This is a genomic window from Spirosoma areae (assembly GCF_054781775.1).
Map to the genome: position 1 here is coordinate 87,383 of NZ_BAAGTT010000027.1, position 24,397 is coordinate 111,779.

General features: G+C 52.1%; 20 protein-coding genes. 7 read left to right on the forward strand and 13 right to left on the reverse strand.

Annotated elements, in window-relative coordinates; translation table 11 throughout:
- Both ACYVI1_RS14540 and ACYVI1_RS14545 read right to left on the reverse strand, forming a co-directional pair.
- Positions 1-981, reverse strand: a complete 981-nt coding sequence (locus tag ACYVI1_RS14540) for a c-type cytochrome (protein ID WP_460911329.1) — start codon at positions 979-981, stop codon at positions 1-3.
- A 244-nt stretch (positions 982-1,225) separates the two neighbouring features.
- On the reverse strand, positions 1,226-1,636 hold the full coding sequence (locus ACYVI1_RS14545; RefSeq protein ID WP_460911330.1) for a hypothetical protein: 411 nt from the start codon (positions 1,634-1,636) through the stop codon (positions 1,226-1,228).
- Between the two features lie 363 nt (positions 1,637-1,999).
- Here ACYVI1_RS14545 and ACYVI1_RS14550 point away from each other — a divergent pair, with 363 nt between their 5' ends.
- On the forward strand, positions 2,000-2,812 hold the full coding sequence (locus ACYVI1_RS14550; RefSeq protein ID WP_460911331.1) for a LytR/AlgR family response regulator transcription factor: 813 nt from the start codon (positions 2,000-2,002) through the stop codon (positions 2,810-2,812).
- A 143-nt stretch (positions 2,813-2,955) separates the two neighbouring features.
- Here ACYVI1_RS14550 and ACYVI1_RS14555 read toward each other — a convergent pair whose 3' ends face one another.
- Positions 2,956-3,198, reverse strand: coding sequence for a DNA glycosylase AlkZ-like family protein (locus ACYVI1_RS14555; RefSeq protein ID WP_460911332.1), 243 nt, complete (start codon positions 3,196-3,198; stop codon positions 2,956-2,958).
- 164 nt (positions 3,199-3,362) lie between these two features.
- Between ACYVI1_RS14555 and ACYVI1_RS14560 the strand changes: the two genes are divergently transcribed.
- Both ACYVI1_RS14560 and ACYVI1_RS14565 read left to right on the forward strand, forming a co-directional pair.
- On the forward strand, positions 3,363-4,739 hold the full coding sequence (locus ACYVI1_RS14560; protein ID WP_460911333.1) for an enolase C-terminal domain-like protein: 1,377 nt from the start codon (positions 3,363-3,365) through the stop codon (positions 4,737-4,739).
- 171 nt (positions 4,740-4,910) lie between these two features.
- Positions 4,911-8,042, forward strand: a complete 3,132-nt coding sequence (locus ACYVI1_RS14565; RefSeq protein WP_460911334.1) for a hypothetical protein — start codon at positions 4,911-4,913, stop codon at positions 8,040-8,042.
- Positions 8,043-8,063: 21 nt separating this feature from the next.
- On the opposite strand, the gene ACYVI1_RS14570 is transcribed toward ACYVI1_RS14565, so the two are convergent.
- The 5 genes from ACYVI1_RS14570 to ACYVI1_RS14590 all read right to left on the reverse strand — a co-directional run bounded on the left by ACYVI1_RS14570 (position 8,064) and on the right by ACYVI1_RS14590 (position 12,671).
- The gene (locus tag ACYVI1_RS14570) at positions 8,064-8,627 is read right to left on the reverse strand and encodes an RNA polymerase sigma factor (RefSeq protein WP_460911335.1); all 564 of its coding nucleotides are present in this window, start codon (positions 8,625-8,627) and stop codon (positions 8,064-8,066) included.
- Positions 8,628-8,637: 10 nt separating this feature from the next.
- On the reverse strand, positions 8,638-8,826 hold the full coding sequence (locus ACYVI1_RS14575) for a hypothetical protein (RefSeq protein ID WP_460911336.1): 189 nt from the start codon (positions 8,824-8,826) through the stop codon (positions 8,638-8,640).
- Positions 8,827-9,017: 191 nt separating this feature from the next.
- A complete protein-coding gene (locus tag ACYVI1_RS14580; protein WP_460911337.1) occupies positions 9,018-10,157 on the reverse strand; it encodes an amidohydrolase in 1,140 nt (379 codons plus the stop codon).
- A 167-nt stretch (positions 10,158-10,324) separates the two neighbouring features.
- Positions 10,325-10,897 (reverse strand): transposase, encoded by a 573-nt coding sequence (locus tag ACYVI1_RS14585; protein WP_460911338.1) that lies wholly within the window; start codon positions 10,895-10,897, stop codon positions 10,325-10,327.
- Between the two features lie 226 nt (positions 10,898-11,123).
- Positions 11,124-12,671 (reverse strand): S10 family peptidase, encoded by a 1,548-nt coding sequence (locus tag ACYVI1_RS14590; protein ID WP_460911339.1) that lies wholly within the window; start codon positions 12,669-12,671, stop codon positions 11,124-11,126.
- 268 nt (positions 12,672-12,939) lie between these two features.
- Between ACYVI1_RS14590 and ACYVI1_RS14595 the strand changes: the two genes are divergently transcribed.
- The 3 genes from ACYVI1_RS14595 to ACYVI1_RS14605 all read left to right on the forward strand — a co-directional run bounded on the left by ACYVI1_RS14595 (position 12,940) and on the right by ACYVI1_RS14605 (position 15,823).
- Positions 12,940-14,211: a M20/M25/M40 family metallo-hydrolase gene (locus ACYVI1_RS14595; protein ID WP_460911340.1), complete on the forward strand. Its 1,272-nt coding sequence runs from the start codon at positions 12,940-12,942 to the stop codon at positions 14,209-14,211.
- Positions 14,212-14,382: 171 nt separating this feature from the next.
- On the forward strand, positions 14,383-15,387 hold the full coding sequence (locus tag ACYVI1_RS14600; RefSeq protein ID WP_460911341.1) for an NAD(P)/FAD-dependent oxidoreductase: 1,005 nt from the start codon (positions 14,383-14,385) through the stop codon (positions 15,385-15,387).
- Positions 15,388-15,505: 118 nt separating this feature from the next.
- Entirely contained in the window at positions 15,506-15,823 is a 318-nt protein-coding gene (locus tag ACYVI1_RS14605) for a 2Fe-2S iron-sulfur cluster-binding protein (protein ID WP_460911342.1), read from the forward strand.
- Positions 15,824-15,886: 63 nt separating this feature from the next.
- On the opposite strand, the gene ACYVI1_RS14610 is transcribed toward ACYVI1_RS14605, so the two are convergent.
- From ACYVI1_RS14610 to ACYVI1_RS14625, 4 genes are all read right to left on the reverse strand, one after another.
- The gene (locus tag ACYVI1_RS14610) at positions 15,887-16,903 is read right to left on the reverse strand and encodes a GntR family transcriptional regulator (RefSeq protein ID WP_460911343.1); all 1,017 of its coding nucleotides are present in this window, start codon (positions 16,901-16,903) and stop codon (positions 15,887-15,889) included.
- A gap of 327 nt (positions 16,904-17,230) precedes the next feature.
- Positions 17,231-18,715 (reverse strand): arabinose isomerase, encoded by a 1,485-nt coding sequence (locus ACYVI1_RS14615; protein ID WP_460911344.1) that lies wholly within the window; start codon positions 18,713-18,715, stop codon positions 17,231-17,233.
- Positions 18,716-18,908: 193 nt separating this feature from the next.
- The gene (locus tag ACYVI1_RS14620; protein ID WP_460911345.1) at positions 18,909-20,669 is read right to left on the reverse strand and encodes an L-lactate permease; all 1,761 of its coding nucleotides are present in this window, start codon (positions 20,667-20,669) and stop codon (positions 18,909-18,911) included.
- Between the two features lie 92 nt (positions 20,670-20,761).
- The gene (locus ACYVI1_RS14625; protein ID WP_460911346.1) at positions 20,762-21,547 is read right to left on the reverse strand and encodes an NIPSNAP family protein; all 786 of its coding nucleotides are present in this window, start codon (positions 21,545-21,547) and stop codon (positions 20,762-20,764) included.
- 258 nt (positions 21,548-21,805) lie between these two features.
- Between ACYVI1_RS14625 and ACYVI1_RS14630 the strand changes: the two genes are divergently transcribed.
- Positions 21,806-23,095, forward strand: a complete 1,290-nt coding sequence (locus ACYVI1_RS14630) for a sialidase family protein (RefSeq protein ID WP_460911347.1) — start codon at positions 21,806-21,808, stop codon at positions 23,093-23,095.
- Positions 23,096-23,299: 204 nt separating this feature from the next.
- Here ACYVI1_RS14630 and ACYVI1_RS14635 read toward each other — a convergent pair whose 3' ends face one another.
- Entirely contained in the window at positions 23,300-24,346 is a 1,047-nt protein-coding gene (locus tag ACYVI1_RS14635) for a LacI family DNA-binding transcriptional regulator (RefSeq protein WP_460911348.1), read from the reverse strand.
- Between the last annotated feature and the right edge of the window lie 51 nt (positions 24,347-24,397).

The window sequence follows — 24,397 nt, forward strand, 5'->3', positions numbered from 1 at the left end:
TTACTTTTCGGCCAGTTGCACCTCAGCGTTCTTTTTGGCGATGTCGTTGTGAATCTTCGGCACCGTTTTCAGGTACTCATAAATGGCGCCCACTTCCCGTTCTGACAGGGAGAGCTTCGGTGCCATTGGGTATTTCAGGATGCTGCCATCCGGCCGCACACCCATCCGAACGGCCCGGATGAATTGCTCTTTGGTGTATTTTCTGGCAATGCCCGTCTCCTCGTCAAAGGTCAGGTTAGCCGTAACAATCTTTTGGCCGCCTTCGCCAACCATCTCGATGCCCCCACCATAATAGCCTTCGGAATTGGGTGGGTTCACCTTATCCTGTTTGATCATGTCGCCAGAGTGGCAGGCGAAGCAGTCGCCAAACGCGTCGGCGGTGTATTTGCCCAGCGCGACCGCATTCGTGCTGTCGGGCATGGCAATAAATGATTGCGGATAGGGCTCCGGCTTCATGACCGTGTGGGCCAGCATTTTTGAGAACAGCGTGAACTCAGAGGCCTGTGGCTCTATTTTGGAGGCCTGCACCGGGAACCGATCCGACCGCAACCAGGCTACCACCGACTTCAGGTCTTCGTCGCCCAAGTTGGGGTACTGCGGCATAATGGGCGCATAAGTTCCATCGCGACGAACGCCGGTCCGTAAGAAGTAGATCAGTTCGCCGTCGGTCCACTTGCCAATACCCTTTTCTTTATCCTGGGTAATGTTTTTGGAGTAGAGCTTGCCGAACATAGCCGGCACCTCAGCTAAGTGTTTGCCCGTCAATCGGTTGTCCTTGTTGGCATGGCACTCCATGCACTGAATCTGGGCGATTGCCTCGCCACGGGCCACGCGGGCAGGCGTGCTTTCGACAGTGATTTCGGGAATCGAGGGTGGGTCATACGTCGGGACGCCTACCGCAGCTACATAGACACAGAATCCGGCCAGCAGCAGCAGCACGCTGCCTAAGGTGAGGCCGGTAATTTTAAGAACTTTTTTCATCGTATTTGTTGGCAGTGCGCCGTTGTGGTTTAAAAGAGGAAGGTGGTCGTTTGCTGACCGGAACAAAGTTGGCTCTTACCCGGCCCTAAGCCAGTCCTGTTCCGGGTGAAGCGACATTCCAAACCTGTGAAACGAAAAAAGACCGACGTGAATCGGCCTTTTCGTGATTGATTATTGACTTACTGGTTATTGATTTGTTGTACGTGCGTATTTTCGATATCCACCAACCAATCACCAGCCGGAATTAAATCAGCTCAATTGTGCGGGCTGACTGGGCGACTTTTGTGGTCAGTTCAACCGAGTGAACGGTTTTGTCGTTGCCCGAAACAACCTCAACGCGGTAGTTGCCGTCTTCCAGTGCCGACAGGTCAAACTTGATGTGGAGATTTCCTTCGTGTTTAGACACATATTGCGTAGCCAGGATGTAGCCCTGAGCATCTCTCAGGTAAATACCCATCGACTTGCCTGGCGCCCGCTCAACCATCACATTGAGTTTGGCGGGCGCTGTAGCCGAAGGATAAACGGCCACTTTATACGAACTTGTGGGAGTTGTTGGGCCTGCCGGTACCATTGGGCGAGTTGGGGCAGCAGTTGATGCGAAGGTAGCCGTGCTCAGCAGCAGGGCCGCCAGTACTGTTTTTGCAATTGTTTTCATGAGTTTAAGTAGTTATTTGTTGTTTGGTTGTCCGCCGTAGCGGTTAAAAAAAGGAACGATACAAATGTAGCGGGAGGCAACGCGCTGCTAAACAGCGCGTTAGCTGAAGCGGTAGAAATGGTAATTGAACTGTGGAAAGAAAGGGACCAATTGGTTTGGTGATGAGTTATTGGTTAGTTGATTATCACCAGGTCTGGGCAGTTGATAACCAATAACCAGACCTGGCCTGACGGTTCATGATTGGTTCGTACCGTTTCGGGGAGCGATTTGCAGGTTTAATCCTGCTGCCCGTTGCAAATTCGATTGTATGTCGATTATTTTGATCAATAAATAACCAGCACTCATTTTTAACCTCTTTTCTCAATGAACGTACTGCTGATAGAAGACGAAGAACTGGCCGTTCGTAAACTGACCAAACTGTTGCAGGACGTGGACCCGACCATCCAGATTGTTGGCACAGCCGCCAGTGTGCGGGCCTCAGTAGCCTGGCTCAATGCCAATGGCCCCGGAAAACCATCGGCCCCCGACCTGATCCTGATGGACATTGAACTGGCCGATGGGCAGAGTTTCGAGATTTTTGAACAGACAACCGTGTGCGCTCCGGTTATTTTCACGACCTCCTACGATGAGTACGCCCTCAAAGCCTTCAAGGTCAACAGCATCGACTACCTGCTGAAACCCATCAAACGCCATGAACTGGAAGCAAGCCTGGCCAAATACAAGCGCACAAAGGTCGGTCCCGATGGCGAACCGGTCGAAGCAAAGGGCAACGACGTCGGCGCGGTCGATATTGATGCCTTAGTGCAGCAGCTCCGCCAGCAGATTCAACCCGCCGACTACCGCCGTCGGTTCCTGGTCAAACACCTCCAGCAGTGGGTGCCGGTGGAAGTGACCGACATTGCTTATTTCTATTCTGAAGAGGGCGTAAGTTTGTTTCGGACAACAACGAATCAGAAGTTTTCTCTCGATTATCCACTCGATGAGCTGGAAACTATGCTCGACCCATCCCAGTTTTTCCGGGCCAACCGGCAGTACATCGTGCATATCAACACCGTCCAGCAGATTCACCCGTATTTTAACAATAAACTGAAACTGACGCTCAAGCCCGTTGCCGACGATGAGGTATTGGTTAGCCGCGAGCGAGCAACGGAGTTTAAGAAATGGATGGGAAAATAAGGGGCGTCGACGGCGGCTACCTACGCCCTATTTAGGCAGAATCAGTTGCCTTTATAGACCTTGTAGCGGTCAACGGCCTGCGCAATTTGCTCCGATTTTGTTTCGGCCAGCGGGGGGCAAACTGCGTAGGTAACGTCACCTGTTTAGTTGCCTGCCGTTCGCTGCCAGCTTCCCCCAATCATTCCGTCAACGATTAACCAATGGTCGGGAACGGCTGGAGTAGTCGTAGCCGACTGAACGGCCGGGTTGATCAGGACGCTGCGACTTTTGTAGGTCATGCCATACTCATCATAATCGGGCAGCAGAAACGTGGTTTGACAGTCAGGCGCGACGGGCAACCCGAAGGGGGCGAAAAAATAGTCGTTTCCGGCCCATTTTCCATGCATAAACGCTGGTGGGTCAGGGCAATCTGCTGGTTAATCAACCGGTACAGCAGTAGTTCGGGAATAGTCATGACACAAAGCTACTGAGCGAAGTCAAACCTGCGTAATCTTCCCGAACAGGGCAGGCTGTAAGTAGAAAGCGGAATACGATATGTTTTCTGTATCGTATGAATCGTCGCCAGTTTCTGCATACCACCGGGGCTGTGGTCGGGATGCCTCTGCTACACCCAGTGCCGTTATTCTCATCGGCCTGCCCGCCCAAAACGCTGCGGATTAGTCGAACCAGGGCCAATTTTGAGCGGGAACCACTTATCCGTCCCTTTGGGTTTAAAGGAAATTTCATGCACGAATGCTGGCAGTCGGCGTCGATGGTCGAAACGGCATCGGGGCAGCGCCGGATTGGCTTAGCCACCCAGAATGTGCTGTATGATGATGCCGACCTATACAGTGCCTGGTCTGAAGCGGGGGCAAACGCCCTGCTCTTCGGCCTGACCGACCAGGCCCTGCGGCTGATGCGCGACGTGCCGTTCCAGACGCCCATCGACCTGATGGACCAGTTGCTGGAGCCGATCCACAAAGCCGGGATTCAACTGACGGGTCGCCCTACGCTCAACAAACTGTTCACCCTGAATGCTTTGGTTGGCCCCGACAATGCCGCCTGGCTGCTGTATGCCGCTGAGAATGGCTACCGCACGTTCGATGAACTGATTCCACAGCCCTACCGCCCTGCCCTCAGCTATCGGAATAAGCGAATCGCTATTTTGTACTCCGCTTCGTATGCCCTACCCATCCCGGACATCCGCCGGGCGGTGGAGCAGCAGGGGTATTTTGTGGTTAAAATCAAACTTGGGCAGCCGGGTACGCAGGCCGAAATGCTGGAAAAAGATCAGCAGCGATTGACCGATATTCATAACACGCTGAAAAACCTGACCACGCCACAAACCCCGTCGGGTCGCCTGATTTACACCCTCGACCCCAACACCCGCTACGAACGGAAAGAAACCCTGCTCCGCCTGCTCGACCATGCCCGAAAAATTGGCGCGTTCGACCAGATTTTGCTGATTGAAGACCCCTTGTTTGAAACCAATGAGGAATTGGTGGGCGACGTGGGTATCCGGCTGTGTGCCGATGAGAGCGCACACGATCAGGACGGAGCCATGCGACGCCTGCAACAGGGCTATGGGGCCATTGTGCTGAAGGGCATTGCCAAAACGCTGAGCCAGTCGATGAAGGTGGCGAAAATGGCCCACGAACGCGGGATTCCCTGCCTGTGCGCCGACCTCACGGTGAACCCGATTCTCATCGACTGGAACAAGAATTTAGCCGCCCGGCTCCAGCCATTTCCCGGCTTAGACATGCAACTCCTCGAAGCCAACGGCGATTTGAATTACCGGAACTGGCAAACCATGATCAGCTACCATCCGCGCGGCACCGCCCCCTGGACACGGGCCAAACAGGGCGTATTTGAATTAGACGACACTTTCTACGCCGAAAGCGGGGGTATTCTACAGCCATCGGCTCATTACGAAGCCATGTTCGGGTAGTTTTAAAAGCAGCAATCAATCTTGCGATGGGTAATGACGTAAGCCGCTCTCGGCTACTACCGCTAAGTTAAAATTAATCGCTTATTGTAGCCTTATACTAACTTTGTGGTCAGCACACGGCTAAGGCCATCCGTTTGGTATTCGTACATAGTAACATTACTCTATCCCAAGATGAAACGTAGCCCAAAGCCTGTGGCAACGGTGCTTAAACGACTGAGCATCAGCTTAGGGATAGGTAGCCTGTTGATTAGTTTATTGCCTTTTCTGTTTCCCGATCTTCTTGCCGAAAAACTCAACGACTGGACGGCAAACCACCTCCGGGGAAAAATGGTTTTTTCGCGGGCAACGCTGTCCTTTTTCACTCGCTTTCCGAATCTAACCCTAACCCTCTACGACGTTACCCTCCAGGGATCAGCTCCGTTTGAGCGGGATACGCTATTAGCGGCCGGAGAAATCAGCCTGGGAGTCGATCTGTCCAGTTTGTTCGACCAGCGAATCAGGATAGACAAACTGTTTCTGGCCGATGGGCAAATTGATGTTCAGGTCGATGAAGAGGGGCGGGCCAATTACAACGTATACAGGGCTTCCACCGATTCGCCGGCTGCTTCGGCCAGCGATAGCAGTACGGCCCTGACCATCGAAAAAATACAGATTGAACGCACCACTATTCGCTACAACGACCTGTCGATTCCGATGCTGATTCGGGCAACGGGCGTTTTCTACGAAGGTAAAGGCGACCTGAGCAAGGCCATATTCGACCTACACACGCATACACACATCGACTCGGTGGATTTATATTACGACCAGCAACCGTATGCACTGGGAAAGCGCATCGATGCCGACCTGATTACGCGCATCAACACAAATTCGCTGGCCTTTGCGTTTACCAAAAACAACCTGAAAATCAACCGGCTGCCGGTTCAGTTTACTGGTAAATTTGCGTTTTTGCGCGATGGCTATACACTGGATTTCAGGGCGAAGTCCGTTGAGACCGATTTGCATAACATCATTTCGGCCCTGCCGCCCGATCTGGTCCGCTGGGCCGACAAAACCGACATCCGGGGCTTCGGCGCATTTGCAGTATCGCTGGCGGGTAGCTATAACGCGGCTACCAATACGAAGCCTGCGCTGCAAATCAATGCGACGCTGCGGAATGGCTATATTGCCTACGAAAAGGCGCCCGTGCCCGTTCGTAACCTGCGGCTCGATTTAACGGCCAAACTGCCCAGCCTGAATCCCGAAGAGCTGGACCTGAACATGGATTCGCTTTATTTTACGCTCGATAAAGACTTTTTCAGTTCGCGCCTGCGGGTAAATGGGTTCAGCAAACCAACCATTCATGCTACCGTCAACACTGATCTTGATCTGGAAAAATGGGGCAAAGCCGTTGGAATTCCATCGGTTGAGGTGAAAGGGCGGTATCGGCTGCATCTCCAGGCCGACGGTTTGTATGCGACGACGCTGAAACGGACCGGCCTGCGTAAAATGGAACGGGTCATCACGAGTATTCCGCGTTTTACCCTGACGTCCTCGCTGGAGAATGGCTCCATCAAGTACGTGTCGTTGCCGCAGCCAGTCAGCGGCATACACTTTACGCTCGATGCCGCGTGCCCCGACCATGATTATCAGCACGCGCATCTGGCGTTGGAGGGTCTGCGGGCCAGAGCACTGACCAATGCAATCAACGGGTTTGTCCGAATTCGTGACGCCCGGAATCCCCTTGTCGACGCACAGGTAGCGGCTCTTGTTCACTTAGCGGATGTTAAGTCGTTCTACCCACTCCCCGATAGCCTGAAACTATCCGGTGACCTGGCTATTCAGGCCCGGACGCAGGGACGATACGTGCCCGCCAGTCGCCAGTTCCCCATTACCAACGCCACCCTCCGGCTTACGGATGGCTCCGTTCAATCCCCGTATTACCCACGCCCGGTGGAGCGCATTCAGGTTAACGCCAGCCTGCTCTGCCGAACGCCGTCGCTGCGTTCGCTAACCGTTTCGCTGACGCCGGTGTCGTTCTGGTTTGAGGGGCAGCCATTTCAGCTACAGGCGAATCTCCGCGATTTCGAGAACCCGACCTACGCCATTACCTCGCGGGGTGTGGTCGATGTGGGAAAGCTCTACCGGGTTGTGGCGCAACAGGGGTACGATGTGAAGGGGATTATCCAGACGGACCTATCTCTGCGCGGTAATCAGGCCGACGCACTGGCCGGGCGGTATGACCAATTAGTCAATCAGGGAACCATGCAGGTCAGGAATTTAACGCTTTCGTCCGATTTGTTTCCGCTGCCGTTCCTGATCAAAACCGGCTTATTTCGCTTTGACCGCGAGAAAGTGTGGTTCGACCGGTTTCGGGCGACCTATGGCTCGTCGGCGGTCGATATGAACGGGTACCTAACGAACCTTGTGGCCTATGCAACCCAACCCCAGGCGCGTCTGCACGGCAGCTTCACGCTCAATAGCGATGCCATCAATGTAGACGAGTTCATGGCCTTCGCCACTAAGCCAGCGGTAGCAAAACCAGTACCAAAGTCAACCCCATCCAGGGCGCCAGCCGCGCAGCCGACGGGTGTGGTAATGGTGCCCACGAATTTAGCCGTTAACGTTCAGGCCGCCGTTAACCGGGTGACGTATAATGGCCTGGCGCTTCAGGATGTTCATGGACAAATGCTGGTCGATAGTGGGCGAATTAGACTACGAAAAACCGGCTTCACCCTGATTGGCACACCCGTTACGATGGACGCCACCTACCAGAGCTTATCGCCTAAACGGGCGACGTTCGACTATCACATCAACGCCCGCGATTTTGACATCAAACGGGCTTACCGCGAAATTGCCCTCTTTCGGGAGTTAGCCACGTCGGCGGCCAGTGCCGAGGGGCTTGTTTCGCTGGATTATCAACTGCGGGGTGATCTGGATGCCAGCATGCAGCCGGTATATCCGTCGCTGACAGGGGGTGGGGTTTTATCGATCCATAAAGTCAAAATGAAGGGGTTTCGGCTGTTCAATGCCGTGAGCACGAAAACCGGGCACGACATCCGAAACCCGGACGTATCGAAGGTGACCATCAAATCGACCATTGCCCGCAACACCATCACCATCGAACGGACCAAACTGCGCGTAGCGGGGTTTCGGCCCCGGCTCGATGGAAAGGTGAGTTTAGACGGGCGACTCAACCTGAACTTCCGGCTGGGGCTGCCGCCGTTTGGCATCTTTGGCATTCCGATGACCATTACCGGCACCCAGACCAACCCGAAGATCCGGATGGGAAAAGGTGATAAAGAGAAAGCTGAAACCGATGGATAGCCCTACTGCCCGTTCACAGTTTTACGGAGCTACTCTCCCGTTACCCCCCACTTTGCGTGCTTGCTGGAGGCATTTGTATTTTTGATTTTGCGCCGAGTGTACACTCGCGTAGCCGTCCTCTTTCACAATGTCGGTTATGGGTTTATTGCCGAAAAAGATGGCCGACAACAGTTTCAGACAGCGAGCGGATAATTTTAGCATAATCACCATAACTGTTTCGTAAGCCGTTGGCGGTGTGTCCATCTCCGCCGGTGGCACAGCACTGCTCCATTCGTCGGCCGCTTCCAGTCTCGTCCACCGGGCTGATTTTTTCAGGTGTTTCAGCCAAAGGTTCTTGCTAATGGCGAAAACGTAGGTTTTCAGCGATGACCTGAGCTGAAAGTCAGCATCGCCAATCGTCGTTAACAGACTGAGTAGCGTCTCCTGAAACAGATCATTGGCCTGTTCCTGACTGCCGTTATTCTGCAGGACAAAATGCTCTATCGACGGATAGCACTGTCGATAGAGCCTGTCAAAACTCTGATTGTCGCCTGCCCGCAACCGGTCGAGCAATTGTTCATCCGATAAATCACTACGTGTGAGCATACAGGCTGGTTTACGGGTGTTTCTCAATTGGGCGAATCAGTCGATACAGGCTATAACCAACACTTGTAGTTACACAGAGTGGGCAAATCCCAAATCGAAAAAAGAACAAGCCTGCTTTTTTGTACCAGGGTAGGTTGGCCGGTGTAATGGGGCAGCTTACCCCGTCGCCTTCATATTCCTCAATGTTCCAGATATTCATGCGTAAGGTGGAGTTTGTTACTATGAATTAACTTCTACCGAAGAGCAGATACATACAGCATAAGGTCATAAGCACGGCTGCGCCAATAAGAACATGTTTCATTCGGGGTTTCATAAGCGATACAGTTGACTGGTTTGCTTATTAATACCCAACCGGCGCATTTATCACCCTGTTGCCGTTCATTTTTCGGGTCAGCCATGCTGGCGCTCAACCAGGTCTAAAAGCAACCGGGCGGCTGGTTCAATCAGCGCATCGTTGAAATCGTAATCGTTATTGTGCAGGGCGGGAGCGTCCTCACCGGCCCCGATGCCAAACATGGCCCCTTTATATTGCTGCGTAAACAGCCCGAAATCTTCACCCCATTTAAAGGGTTCCTGTTTCTCGATAAAGTCGTAGCCAAGTGTCAGGGCACTCTGTTTAATCTGCTCAACGGCTTCCGGCTCGTTTTTACCCGCCTGAAAAACATCCGTGTAGGTCGTTTCCGTGTCGATACCGCTCCCATCGCAAAGGTCGGCCAGGCTGGTCAATAGCTGACTAACCAACTGCTCCATGCGGGGCTGGGTCCAGGTCCGCAGGGTTAGGTGAACTTCGCCATAACCGGCGGATGTACCGTAATCTTTTTTGCCCAGAATGGTATGGACCGGCGTTATCAGCGCAAAGTCGTCAGATTGGGTATCGGGGTTTTCCAGCGCCTTACTCAGCAGCGTGAACTGCGCCATCACATAAGCCGGATTGAGGCCATTTTCGGGTTCGGCTGCGTGCGAGGTTCTGCCCGTGAAGGTGGTAATCAGGCTTTGAACCGACGGGTTAAAGGCCCCGGCTTTACACAAAATGACGCCTTGTTTGTAGCCCGGCAAATTGTGCAGTGCAAACACCCGGTCGGGACGAACGGTGGCAAAGGTTGGATCGTTCAGGACTGCCTGTGCGCCTTTTCCGGTTTCTTCGGCAGGTTGAAAAAGCAGGTAGACCTGCCCTTTCGCTACGGGCCTATCGGCTAAGTGCGAGGCCAATCGGGTCAGGATAGCTGTATGCCCATCGTGCCCGCATTTGTGTGAAATGCCCTCATGAAGCGATTTGTGCCCAAAGTCGTTGACTTCCTGAATCGGCAAAGCGTCAATATCCGCCCTGATTAAGGTAGTCGGGCCGGAAACGTCCTGGCCGTACTGAAGCAATAAGCCAGTCCCGCCAACGTCGCGCATCGCAAGGGGATTAAACTGACCGACAAAGGTTTTTATTCGCTTCTGGGTGTCAATTTCCTGGCCCGACATTTCGGGGAATCGGTGAAGTTCGCGCCTGAACTGGATAAAAGGGTCTGTTTTTTCTGAAGGCATAGTTAATAAGGTTTCACAGGTTATTCGGCTTTTGCTGCCCCAATGAGGGTGATTGCTGACGCGAATGCGGTCTGTGAGGACACAGACCGGGGACAGATTTTCGAGATAAAGATTGCTTATTCCACGGTCTGTGTCCTCACAGACCGCATTCGCGTCAGCAATATGACTTAGCCAAATCGCTCCCGATAGTGAGTCAGAAAGCCAAATTCGTCAACACCCGTTTCATAAAACTGGGCTGAAGACCAACGGTATTCTTCCGGACGGGTGGCTAATGACCACCGTTCCTGAAGAGGGTTATTGTGAATGTAATCTATTTTCTGAAGTAGTTTATCCTGATTATCCATACGTACCGCCAGCGCATCCCGTTGCCAGAAACGATATTGACGTTGATCGTTATTTACCTCAAAATACGTCAACACGTGCGGGTGATAGGTTTTTAAATCGGTAAGAAATTGATGAGCAGTAAATTTATTGAAACTGGCGTGAGGCATTTCCTTACCGTTGGGTTCGAGCATCTCCCAGACGATATGTAAATGGTTGGGCATGATCACAAAAGCATAGACAGCAATGCGCCCTCGATTAACTAACTCCTGCCAGCAGTTGATGATAATCTGTTTGTATTTTTCTGGTGTCAATAGTCGTTTCCAGTTATGTATGGTATTTGTCCAGAAGTAAACCTGCCCAAAATCCATATGTGAGTTGCGGGGGCGATTGAGTAGGTCATCAGGATTGTTAGTCATGTTTATTCATTGCTGACGCGAGTGCGGTCTGTGAGGACACAGACCACGGGATGCCGGGGAGCCTACGCTAAAAGTACGGTTTTCAATTTACGGTTCTGTGGCAATTTTTGTTGAGTTAGTTACATGAAGCGATATCTCCTCGGCCTGTGTCCGCACAGGCCACGCGCAAAAGCCTGATAAACAGCGGCCTGCGCGGATACAGGCCGCTGTTTGCTAATTGGTTAACTCACTTACTCCCCGAATACCGGGCGGGCATACTGTTTTTCGGGGTACTTTTCTGGATAAACTGCCGCAAGTGCTCGTTGCTGGTGGCGAGGTCTTCTTTGCGGAGGTACATCATGTGACCGCTGCGGTAGCCCTCCCAATCCATGCGGTCTTTCAGTTTGCCGTTGGCGTCCATTTGCCACATGTTGTATTTAGCGTTGAAATAATCGCAGGCACCGTCATAATAACCCGACTGTACCAGCAGATGCAGGTAGGGGTTCTGCGCCATAGCCTGCCGCAGGTTTTCGCCGGTCTTGTTATTGGTATTATCCCAGGGAAAGGTGGGGCCGAACATGTAGTATTTAAGGTCGGTTTTGTAGTTGAGTTCCTCGCGCATGAACAGGTTGATGGCGGGCGTAAAGGAGTGTAGCCACGAGGTCAGTTCGGCGTTGTAGTCGGGCGCAACACCGGCATCTTTGCTGTCCATGCCTAAGTAACGCGAGTCGAGCCGACCCACCGTCTGGCCTTTGTCGCGCAGGAGTTCCTTCCAGAAAAAATTGGTTGGCACGTCTAAGTTCTGCTGCATCACAGCGGTTTCCGACAGGCCCGAATACCGCGCCACTTTTGCGGCAATCTCCCTCCGTTTCGAGTCGCTCAGGGAGCCGCCCAGCGCCAGGGCAGGCAGGTATTCCGACATTGTAAAGGCTTCGACTTCGGGCAGCAGGGCTGTCAAATCTTTCTTCTGCAAATCATCCGGAAGGGCTTTGTGATACCAGGCGGTAGCGGCAAAGTAAGGGAGTTTCAGTGCACCCCGGGCGGGGCCGTCGCGTTCGATGCCCAGGTCCGTAGGCGACACTAAAATCACACCGTTCAGGTACATCCAGTGCGAATTTTGCAGTTCCAGCGCCAGACCCGACACGCGGGTAGTGCCGTAGCTTTCGCCAATCAGATACTTGGGCGATGCCCAGCGATTGTACCGGCTCACGAACGTATTGATCCAGTCGGCCAAGTATTTGATGTCGGCGTTAACGCCGAAGAACAGCTTGGCTGCGGGAACATCTTTGTTGACGGGTCGCGAAAAGCCCGTATTGACCGGATCGACATACACAATATCGGCTACATCGAGAATCGAGTGGGGGTTGTCTTTAATGCCATACGGCTGAATGGGGTAGCCTTCGTCGTCAATTTTCAGGATGCGCGGGCCGGTATAGCCAATCATCATCCAGACGGAGGCCGTTCCGGGACCACCATTGAAGGAGATAACCAGCGGGCGGGCCGAGCGGTCGGTCACATCGGCGCGTTCAAAATAGGTGAAAAACACCCCGGCCACAGGTTTGCCTTCTTCATCCCAGACCGGAATGGTGCCAACCGTGGTTTTATAGGGTACCCGCTGGCCTTTGATCGTTACCTGACCGTTAGTAACCACCTGTGAATCGATGTTCAGGCTGCGGGAGAGCGAGGCCGGTTTGTCGTCTTTGGCCAATTGTTTGTCGGCGCTGGCTGGCTTTTGCGCGTAGGTACTGATGAGGGTGTAGCAAGCGATGAGAAAACTTAGGAAAACGTGTTTCATGAGTGCTATTTCGGCGAGGTGCCCGTTTTTTTGACCGAAGGTAGTACAATCGCCATTTGGTAAGTGATTGTTTAAATTTCATGAAAACTGCTTTTTCGCGAGTTCCCCGTTGCTGTGAGGACACAGCAACGGGGAACTCGCGTTTAACGTTAGAAATATAGGCTATTTAGCGGGATGAATAACTTTCCGTACTTTAGCCTATTTTTCTAACTTCGTCAGTATGACAAAATCCGCTACTATATTTTTACTGAATTCCTTCTCTCCATTCATGAAACACCTCGTCATCCTGTTGCTTATCAGCCCTGTCGTGTCGGCGCAATCGCTCTCCAAACCCGAAATCGCTGTTCTTGCTACCGTAAAAAAGCAACTTCCCGAAACCGAAGCCTTTCTGGAAAAAGTCGTGAACATCAACAGTGGTACGCTGAATAAAGAAGGCGTGCGGCAGGTCGGGAAACTAATGGCCGATGAATTCGATAAGCTGGGCTTCAAAACTGAGTGGGTCACGCTGCCCGACTCGCTCAACCGGGCGGGGCATTTAGTGGCTACCCGGCAGGGCAAACGGGGTAAAAAACTCTTCCTGATTGGGCATCTGGATACCGTATTTGAAAAAAGCCTGCCGATGGAGCCGTTTACGCGCGTCAACGATTCGACGGCATCGGGGCAGGGCGTCAACGACATGAAAGGGGGCGATGTGCTCATCATTGCCGCTCTGAAAGCCCTGCACACCCAAAAACTGCTCGACGACACGTCCATTACCATTTATTTCACCGGCGACGAAGAGAGTTCGGGCGGGACCGAAAGTCGGCGGGATTTCATCGACCGCGCCAAACGCTGCGATGTCGCTCTGGCGTTTGAAACCGCCCAGGGCCTGCACAGTGTGACGACCGGCCGGCGGGGGTCAAGTAGCTGGACACTCAACGTGAAAGCTCGGTCGGGTCATTCCTCGCGCATTTTCAGCGATTTAGGGTATGGCGCCATTTACGAAGCCGTCCGCATTCTGAACGAGTTTCGGCGGACGCTGGGGCAGGAGGAGTATCTGACGTTCAACCCCGGCCTGATTGTGGGCGGCTCAGAAGTGCATTACGACGACAAAACGGCCAAAGCCCAAACCGTTGGCAAAACCAATATCGTAGCCGGAGCCGCGCTGGTAAAAGGCGATCTGCGGTTTCTGACCGAAGCCCAGAAAGAAAGCGCCCGCGCCAGAATGCGTGAGATCGTAGCCAAAAGTTTGCCGCTTACCAAAGCTACCATCTCGTTCGCCGACGGGATTCCGGGCATGGAACCCTCAGCCGCCAACGACGAACTCCGCAGGCAGGTGGACAAACTCAGTCAGGATATGGGTTTCGGCTCCGTTCAGGCGGGGGACCCCGGCTCGCGCGGTGCGGGCGATGTGTCGTTTGTGGCCCAATACATGCCCTGTCTGGATGGATTAGGCGCATCCGGCAAGGGCGCGCACAGCATCGAAGAGACGATGAACACCAAAGAATACCCGCTGCTGATTCAACGCGCGGCCCTGTTGATTTACCGGTTGACACGGTAGGGTCTTCAGCCCTAAAGGTCTCAGAAAACCTTTTAGGGTTTAGTACATTCCATTCCTTCCCATTATCCTGCATCACGATATGTGATGGCCTTTTTAGCACGGCCAACGTTTCCCCCGTGTTACGTTTACAGGTGAATTAAGCTACCAGTCGGGTAGTTCTCTACTACAACCATGATTACTACAGACATTTGTATAATTGGCGCGGGTCCGGTGGGGCTGTTCGCTGTTTTTGAAGCCGGTTTATTAAAAATGCGCTGCCACCTGATTGATGCCCTGCCACAAGTGGGCGGGCAACTTTCGGAGATTTATCCGCAAAAACCGATTTATGATATTCCTGGCTATCCAGCCATCAATGCCCAGCAATTAGTCGACAATCTCATGGACCAGATTAATCCGTTTCAGCCGGGCTTTACCCTCGGCGAACGGGTTGAGTCGCTGGATAAGCAACCGGATGGTTCCTACGTTATTACGACCAATGAGGGCACAGCAGTACACTGTCAGGTGGTAGTGATTGCCGGTGGATTAGGTTGTTTTGAGCCACGCAAACCCGAAATCATCAATCTGGAGCGGTTTGAAGGAAAAGGCGTGGCCTATATGGTGAAGAATCCCGAACAGTTGCGCGACCGTCGGGTGGTGCTGGCTGGTGGGGGCGACTCGGCCCTCGACTGGACAATTTTTCTGGCCGATATTGCCCAGGAAGTGACACTCGTTCATCGCAGCGATACCTTCCGGGGGGCACCCGACTCCGCCGAGAAAGTGGTTGAACTGGCCCGGCAGGGGCGGGTGCGGCTTCTGCTTCAATCGAACATTACCAGCCTGAACGGCAACGGCCATCTGAAGGAAATCAACATCACGGCGAAAGATAAAACCGTGACTACGCTCCCTGCCGACCACCTGATTCCGCTCTTTGGCCTGACTCCCAAACTCGGTCCCATTGCAGATTGGGGCCTGAGCATCGACAAATCAGCCATCAGCGTCAACACAGCGGACTACTCCACCAATGTTGAGCGCATTTATGCCATCGGCGACATCAACACCTATCCGGGTAAGTTGAAACTGATTCTGTGTGGTTTTCACGAAGCCGCGCTGATGTGCCAGAGCGCGTTTCAGCACGTTCATCCAAACCAGAAACTGAGTTTTAAATACACGACCGTCAACGGTGTTCCTACCTTTTAATTTTTAAAGACAGAGGAACGGAGGTTGACACGGAGGTCACAGAGATTATTGTCTATGTTCTCTGTAACCTCCGTGTCAACCTCCGTTCCTCTGTCTTTAAAGCCAATGTAGTAAAACAATGATTCAATTCACGATAGAAGACCGCAACGGGGAGCGGCAGGCACTGGAAATTCCCGAAGGCATTAACCTGAGCCTGATGGAAGTCCTGAAAGCATCGGACTACAATATCCTGGCAACCTGCGGAGGGATGGCTCTCTGCGCGACCTGCCACGTGCAGGTGCTGAACGGCCTCGACGCGCTCCCGGCCGCGCAGGATGCCGAGTTAGACATGCTCGATACGCTGCCCGATGCCGAGTTCGATAGTCGGCTGGCGTGTCAGATTCGGGTCAATGAAACCCTGGAAGGGGCTCTGTTCAAGATACAGGGCGAAGAATAAGCCAATTCGAACAACTGGAGCAAACGCAAGCGTGAACCTGGGAAGTAATCAAGGCAATCAGGATCAAAGCGATTTGCGTATGATGAGCTGAAATGGATTCCGGATCTGCTCAATTGTGTTGCCCTTTACCAGCCTGGCGGCTGTTCGGCCCATTTGCGTAAAGTCGGTGGATATAACAGTGATGCCATCCAGCAGCAGTTCTTTCAGGGGCGTTTCGTTATACGACAAAATACCAACTTCCCGGCCTATCTGGTACGCTGTATCGTTCAGGCGTTTGATGAGGGTCACTAAATCTTCCTCGATTAAATTAATAAAGGCAGTGCCGGGTTCAATGGCCACCGCCTGAACATCAGGGATAACCCGGGCCTGAAAGCCGTGTTGAGCGCAAAACTGGTGAAAGCCCGTCAGGATGGCGGCCGGGTGATAGCTGTAGGCCGGAAACAAAATAGTCAGCGTAGTGTATTTGCACAACAGAGGCAGGGCTTCCGTGAGCGATTGGTAGAGGTCGTTTTCAAAATCCTGATAGACGGCTGAATATTTACCCGTTAACCCCTCAACCAGCTTGTCCATAACAATCAGCTTATGTTTAGGCAGCTTGTTGAGGAGATCTGTAGCCTCGTCTCCGCCCTCGAAGAAATGCGGAATCGTTACATAGTGCGTATGGTTGTGGGCATGGTTCAGCAGGATTTTTTTGAACAGACAGGCGTTGTTGTTGTAAACAAAAAAATCAATCGGCACATCAAGACCCAGCTCATTGACGAAGCCGTCATAAATGAGTTTCTTATGGGCGCTGAGTTTATTGAACAGCAGGAATATGCTGAGCTGCTGGCCAATTTCGGTGTCTTTAATATAAAAGCCTTTACCCTTTCTTGAATCAATGATTTTTTTCTCCTTCAGCAAATCATAGGCCCGTTCAACAGTTGCCTTCGATATATCAAATTCAACAAACACTTCAAAAATAGAAGGCAGTTTTTCGCCTGGCAGAATCGCCTTGCTTTCAATACCTTCCACAATTGAATTATAAAGCTGAAGGTACTTGGGCGTGCTGGAAATATCATTTATGGCTATTTGGTGAAGCATGTTGAACTTGGTTATACACCATCATTTTCGGTTGCTGTACTCGCTCATGCCATCAGCAGGTGTAAACAGATCAATAAAGTGAGCCGAACCGGCTGTTGAAACAAAACCCAACGAATGCTCAGTATCAAAAAAGCAGGTTGATAAACGATACACCGTTGTCAGCCGACTGAAAAACACCCATGAATTAAAAATGACTGCTTCTTTTTTGTATATTTTCGTACAAAATTAAGATGTTGCCAAGAAATAGGGAATAGACTATTTGATTCTTCTTTTATACTTTATGATAGTAGACTCTATCAAAATGGTAAAGGGAGGTGCGGGAGACGGTTAGCCCACCTGAATCACACCAACACCCAACAGGGCGCCGAGTTTCTTAAGCTTGCCGGCGATATGCCCCACCCCCACGGCGCAGTGGTGGGCAGGCCCATGGCTGTTCCAGTCGTTGACGAACCGTCGGGCACCCATCGAAAACCGATACCGGCTATTGGTATTGCCGATTTCCAGAATCGGCCCTGGCACCGATTCGCCTTCGGCCAGCAATAACTGTATCTTCCCATCAACCGTTTCAACCACCGACAGCAACGTCACCGGTCCCTGTTTCACCGACATTTCTACCGATAGACCCTGGCCAGCCTTGCCGTGGTAGACGCAGAGCGGACGTACTTTGGTTTTGCCTTCAGCAATGGCAATGTGGCCCGGCCCGTCGTGCCCCATCAGTACTACGTCATCCAGGAAATCCATGGCATAATATTCCGTAAAGGAGCCGCCTGCCCCAAACGCATCCATGATTTTCATGGCCTGTGCATTTTTTATTTCATACTCACCGGCAACGGGTATGCCTCGGGCTGTCAACAGCGAATTGCCCAGAATCACCGAACTCATCGTGTCTTCGTTGTGCGAATTTCCGGTGCCTTTGCAGTAATAGGCTAATGAACCCAGGTCCAAATCCGCTATGAGCCGGTCGAGCGCTACCGAGGTGCGTGCCGCCCGTTCGAGTTCGTCCATCGTACAATCGGGCTGTATGTCGAACGTTTCGGCGAACAGCGCTACCCGCTGGTGTATTTCGGGGTCGGTTACGGCCTGGCGCAGGGACGAAAGCTGGTCGACTTCAATCATTTCGATGTGGCCGCCGAACGTAGCGCTGTGCAGCGTCAGGTTCGAATAAATATCGAGCATTCCGCCATAGTAGTTACCCATTACGCCCAGTCGATTATGCGCCATAATAGCCGCTACACGGGCGGCTTCGATCCACTCGTCAATTTCTGTCCGGGCTTCCGGGTCACCGTGCAGCATACCCGTCACCTGGTAGAATGGAATGTTGGCCCGCCTGAAAACCGAAGCTATTTCGGGCACCGGGCAGGCTGAACAGTAGGCCAGCCATTCGCCCGTCATGCGGGTGCGGTCGCCCAGCGTATTGAACCAGGCGTAATCGATGGCGGGTCCGGGCGAGAGGTTCAACACGATGACCGGCACTTTTGCCCGGCGCACTACCGGCAGCACGGTTGACGAAAGCGCGTAGGTTGTCACATACAGAAAAATAATGTCCACGTCGGCCTGCCTGAACTGGTGGCCCGCCTGCATCGCTTTCTGGGGTGTATCCACCAACCCCAGGTTAACGATTTCTACCATTGGCCGCTGCATGGTGGTGGTTAACTGGTCCAGATATCCTTCCAGACGAGCCTGTAAACCAGCAAACTGAACCCAGTAGGCTTCCAGGCCAATACCAAATAAACCCACTTTCAGGGCATAGAGATTCGCCGATGGGGCCGTGTCGACTAAGCTGGCCGATGTAATTTCGACTGTGGATTCCATGAGGACAACGGGTGGGGGAGACAAGAAGAATCGGTCTGTATTGTCTTTTTTTGGTCAAAATTAATACGATTCCAAGAGGGAGGGAATAGACTATCTGATTCTTTTTTTACACTTTATGATAGGAACAGCCTCCAAACGTGGTGTAGACCTTCACCCAATCCCTGAGTTGTTTGCCGGGCACTTCATGCGCTATTTACCGACGTAAGGGTTGTGCCGTCTTCGTTGCCGTTAGGCGGATAGCAGATGCTATACCGATCACCACAATGGCCAGTATAATCAGGTACGTAAAGCCTGCCGATGGATTGGGAATGGCGGTTTTTTTGCTGCTCAGCATTTCATAAACCGGAATGATCCAGTTTAGGACATAGGCCTGAGCGAGCGTAATCAGGCAAACGAAGGCCAGCATGATAAAACTATGCTTTACCGTGAAGCGAAAAAGCTCGGATTCTTTGCCAACCAGATTCCCCGCTGCCGCAGCTACGGCAATGGATTGCGGAGAAATCATTTTTCCCACTACGCCCCCCGACACGTTAGCCGCCACAGTAACGACCGGATCGACACCTATGGTCTGGGCGGTGGCATACTGGAGTTTACTGAATAAGGCATTGGCTGAGGTATCGGAGCCGGTAATGAAAACGCCAAGCCAGCCCAGAACAGGAGAAAAAAACGGGAACAAAACCCCGGTATTGGCCAGTACTCTGGCCAGCGTTAAGGTAATGCCCGAATCATTCATACTGTAGGCGAAACCTAATACAGCCACGATGGTCAGGATGGGGAATTTCAGTTGGGTTAAGGTGGCGCCAAAAATTTTCGCGCCGTCACGGTACGTTAGCCCAACCAGGGGAATCGCGACCAGAGCCGCTATCAGAATGGCCGTTCCAGCCGCTGATAAATAGTTGAGTTTGAAAAGCTTCGGTTGAGGAAGCCCATCATCTCCCAGAATGGCGTTATGCAGTCCCGGAAACTCGAACTGCAGCAGTCCCACCGAATTAAGGGCATCCTTGACCGGTTGTAGTCCCCAGGCGATAACCAGAATGGTGAGGATGATAAAGGGCGACCAGGCGATGATGAGTTGCCGGCTTGAATAGCGCCGGTCAGTCGGGCGTGTCGGAGCCGGTTCGTTGGCGAAGCGCCAGATAGTTCTGGGTTTCCAGAATCGCAGGAAGATCATCAGGCAGACAATAGAGCCAAGTCCGGCTATCACGTCGGGCAGGGCAGGGCCTAAGTAATTCGCCGAAATAAATTGAAGACTGGCAAACGAGAGGCCCGACACCATAGCCGCCGGGGCAACTTCCCGCGCTTTTTTGAAACCGGCAATTATGGTGACCAGGTAAAAAGGCAACAGAACCGACAGGATGGGCAGGGTACGTCCTACCATCTGCGAAATGGGGAGTTCGGGAATGCCGGATACCTGCGACGCCACCGTGATGGGAATGCCAATGGACCCAAAGGCAACGGGTGCGGTGTTGGCAATCAGGCAGATACCCGATGCATAGAGCGGATTGAAGCCCAGGCCAACCAGCATGGCCGCCGTGATGGCAACGGGGGCGCCAAATCCGGCGGTGCCTTCCAGAAATGAGCCGAAGGAAAACGCAATCAACAGGGCCTGTAACCGCCGGTCCGCAGTGATCGAGGCCATAACGTATTTAATGACCTCAAACTGGCCGCTTTTTACAGTGATGTTGAAAAGAAATACGGCCATAATCACCAGCCAGCAGATCGGGAACAAGCCGTATAAAGCGCCATGAGCCGCCGACAGCAGCACCAGTTTTAGCGGCATACCATACGCAAACACAGCAATGAGCATGGCCAGCGCCGAGGCTATCAAACTGGCCTGGTAGCCTTTCATTTTTTTGATAATCAGCGCCCAGAAAATAAATAGAATAGGCACGGCTGCAACCAACACCGATAAAGCAATCGTGTTAAAGGGATCAACAAGTTGTTGCCAGACCATGCGTGTCGTCGTTAAGACCTAAACGTAGTTAAAGAAGCATACCCTCACCAGGGTATATTACAGGTAGGTGAGCACCCTCTTTGCCCGCTTGTTTATATCTCCGAATAAGGCGTTGGGTGCAGCAAATAAATGTCGGCCCGCAGGAAATTATGGGCGTATTCGGGTTTAGCATTCAGCGCTTTCCAGCCGGGGTCCGCACTAAACGCCTTCCAGTGAGCATCGCGCTCGGCTTTGTTCTCGAATGAGGTCATGTACATCAGACTCGGCAGCTTGCCCCCCGCTTTCACCTGACCGCAGAATATCGTGTTGAACCCCAACCGGCTGAAGATATCTAATTCGCCATTATTGAACTGGCTGATTTTATTCTCGTGCAGTTTTTCAGTAGCTGCTTCGTACCGGCGGAGTTCATAAATACGCTCCGATGGGTCCGACGTCAACTTCGGCAACATCATAGTTGGCATTCCGGCAAACGATTCCATTAATACAGACTCGAAGTCCTTATAGGCCGGGTTGTTGTATTCAGCATCGAGATAGTCTTTGCCAGCGGTTACGTATTGTTTATCCTTCGTCAGCGTTTCTGAAAGGGCCATAAACTGCTCTACGGATTTGAAGGGAATCAATACATACACTAACGAATCGGCTTCGGTAGCTGGTTTGAAAACGCCAATTTTGCCCACACCTGCCCGGTGCAGGGCGGGCAGATACGCCTGTTTGAGATAGGTTTCCAGGCGGTCTTTCTGGCTGCTGCCGTTGAGGTGATAAACTTTAAGCTGGTAGAATTCGCGTTTGGGTGCCGACCCATATGACTGACCGACACTGATTACTAAAAAGAAAAGCCAACCGGAAAAAGCACTTCGGGTTACTGGATTGCTGAGCATAATACGAATTGAAAATGTGATTCTATTTAGCAAAGCACATAACGCCTGGAAACTCATACTGATGAGCATAAAATTTTACCTGTAGCCGTGAAGTTCAGAAAATTAGCGAAGACTCGTACCCGTTTAGCGCGTTGTAGAGTCAGGGAAGGGGTAGGCTCAGTGAAAAGTCTGGTCTATATAAATAAGTAGGCTAAATAATAGTTGGATTGTAAACGCTGAGCCGCAATCTTTGCGGCTTACTTATACTCAATCTAAATAATGAAACTCAATACTATTTTTACACTTGTCGGGTTGGTGTGCCTGACTCTTGTTTTTGGCCTGAACGCACGGGCAAATGGCCTGTTCACTGACACAACCCGCACGTATGCAGTACCAACGCTCACAAAAACGCCTAAAGGGACTGCCGCCGTATCGTGGACCGAGAAAGATAAAAACAGCATCGTTTATCTCTACTGGGCCGAATCGGCCGACAGGGGGAAGACTTTTGGCGATAAAAAACTAATTTTTGCGTCGGAGGGCCTTGGCGGTTCGCGGTTGATGCGCCCCAAACTTCTGTTTAAGAGAGATGGTTCGCTTGTCGCGGTTTTCTCGGTGCGTGGCACTGATTTAAGTGCATCTCAAACTGCTGCTACCCAGCCCGTTCCAGCCGCCACGCATGACCATAATGCCACGCATCAACATAGCGACGCAAAGCCCCAAAGCAGCCCGCCGAGTGGTGGACGCCCCCGCGATTTACAGATTGTGTATTGCCTGTCGAAAGACCAGGGCAACACCTGGAGCCAGCCTGCGCCCGTTTACACCGACAAAACACCCAATCTTGTTCGTGGATTTTTCGATGCGGTGGTGCTGGCCAATGGCGAAATTGGCGTGGCTTATCTGAACGACATTGAAGGGCAGGCCCACCAGCGCGATTTGCGGTTTGTGACCTCAACGGGCGATCGGTTCGGTACGGAAAAAACTCTTGACCCCTTCGTCTGCGATTGCTGCAACATCAGTCTGCTTGTCGACAATGCCGGAACCCTGCACATGTACTACCGCGAAAACCAGGAAAACATCCGGGATATTGCCCGCATGAGTTCGACCGACAATGGGGCGAGTTTCTCGAAGCCAGCCATTCTCTTTGCCGACAACTGGAAGGTAAACGGATGCCCGCATTCAGGACCTACGTCCGTTGTGGGCACAGGTACGAACCTGATTGCCTGGTTTTCCGGCACGACCGAGTCGCCGGGCATCCGGGTCGTTACGCAGCAGGGAAAACGGCTGTTAGTGCTCGATGAGCCGACGGCTAAGAATGCGTATTTAGTGTCGGCCCCGAAATCGTCGGTGTTGCTGTGGGAGCAGAATCAGACCACCGAAGCGGGGCTGACATCGGTGATTGCCTACAAAAACATCAAAGCCGAGCAGAATCCGGCCACGCAGTTTGTGAAAACTAACCGGAGCGGCACAAACGCCAGCGGCATTATAGTCGATAATCAACTTCTGGTGGCGTATGAAGTGAAAAACGCGAACAATAAAAATTTAATCGAGTTCGCGCAGATTGAGTTGTAATTGATACGAATACATACGAGTTAGTGAATTAAAGCGTCCGTTGATGGTGGAATCCATTGACGGGCGTTTTTGGCTAACCTACGACCTGAATCTTTCGTATCAGATACCCCCAACCCCCTGAAGGGGGCTTTGTCTGAGCATGACTAAAGCTCCCTTCAGGGGGTTGGGGGTAAAAGGCTAAATTAATTCTACTTACTCCATCACTCAAACACCTGCCTGCGTATTCCGCAGTGAAGACTCCCGGATAATCAGGCTGGAAGGTAAAATAATAGCTTCTTCCGAAAAGTCATCAGCGGTGTTCAGTTGACGTAGAAAAAGCCGGGCCGCTTCGGTGCCGATTTCCCGACCGGGCCGCGCTACGGTCGTTAACGACGGATACATATAGGCCGATGTGGGCGAGTTATCGAAGCCCACCAGGGCAATGTCGTTGGGAATCTGTAAGCCCCGGTCGTTAATAACCCGCATTGCGCCAATGGCCACCTCGTCGTTTACCCCAAAAATAGCGTCGGGTGGGGAGGCCGCGTCGAGAAGGTTTTTGGTGGGTATAATGGCGCTCTCAATCTTGAAATTAGTGTTGATAATCAGGTCTTCCCGGATTGGTAGGTCGTATCGTTTCAGGCAGTCGACGTAGCCCGAAAAGCGTTGTTCGGAAACCGTCAGCCCGTTTGGTCCTTTTAAATGAGCAATGCGCTGGCAGCCCATTTTGACCAAATGCTCCACAACGGTATAGGCGCCATGATAGTCATCGACCGTAACCCGGCTGGTGTTGAAGCCGGTATAGTCGCGATCGATAAAAATAAGCGGAATCCGCCGTTTCAGAACGGCCTCTAAATGGTCGCAGTAACCTGAGTTATAGGTGTCCTGCGAAACCGATAAAAAAATACCCTCGACCCGGTTAGCCAACAAACTGGAAATGTACTCAGCTTCTATCCGACTGCTTTCATTGGTTACGCAAATGGTGAGCGAGTAGCCCAGCGGCTGCAAAGCCGAATGAAGCCCATCAATCACCGACGATTCGTAATAGTTACTGATGGTTGGGACAATAATACCCAGCGAGCCGGTTAACTTGTTCAGCAAACTCAGCGAAACCGAATTTCGCTGGTAGCCAACTTTTTGTGCGTACTCCTGAATGTTCCTTCGGGTATCTTCATTAATGGCATAGTGGTTGTTCAACGCCCGCGACACTGTAGAGGGCGAGCATCTGAATTTCCGGGCAATGTCCTTAATGGTAACCGGACGTTTAGGGTTCATGGTTTAATGAAAGAGCGAAAAGCTGACGCATCTTATTTTCATTCTTTCGCT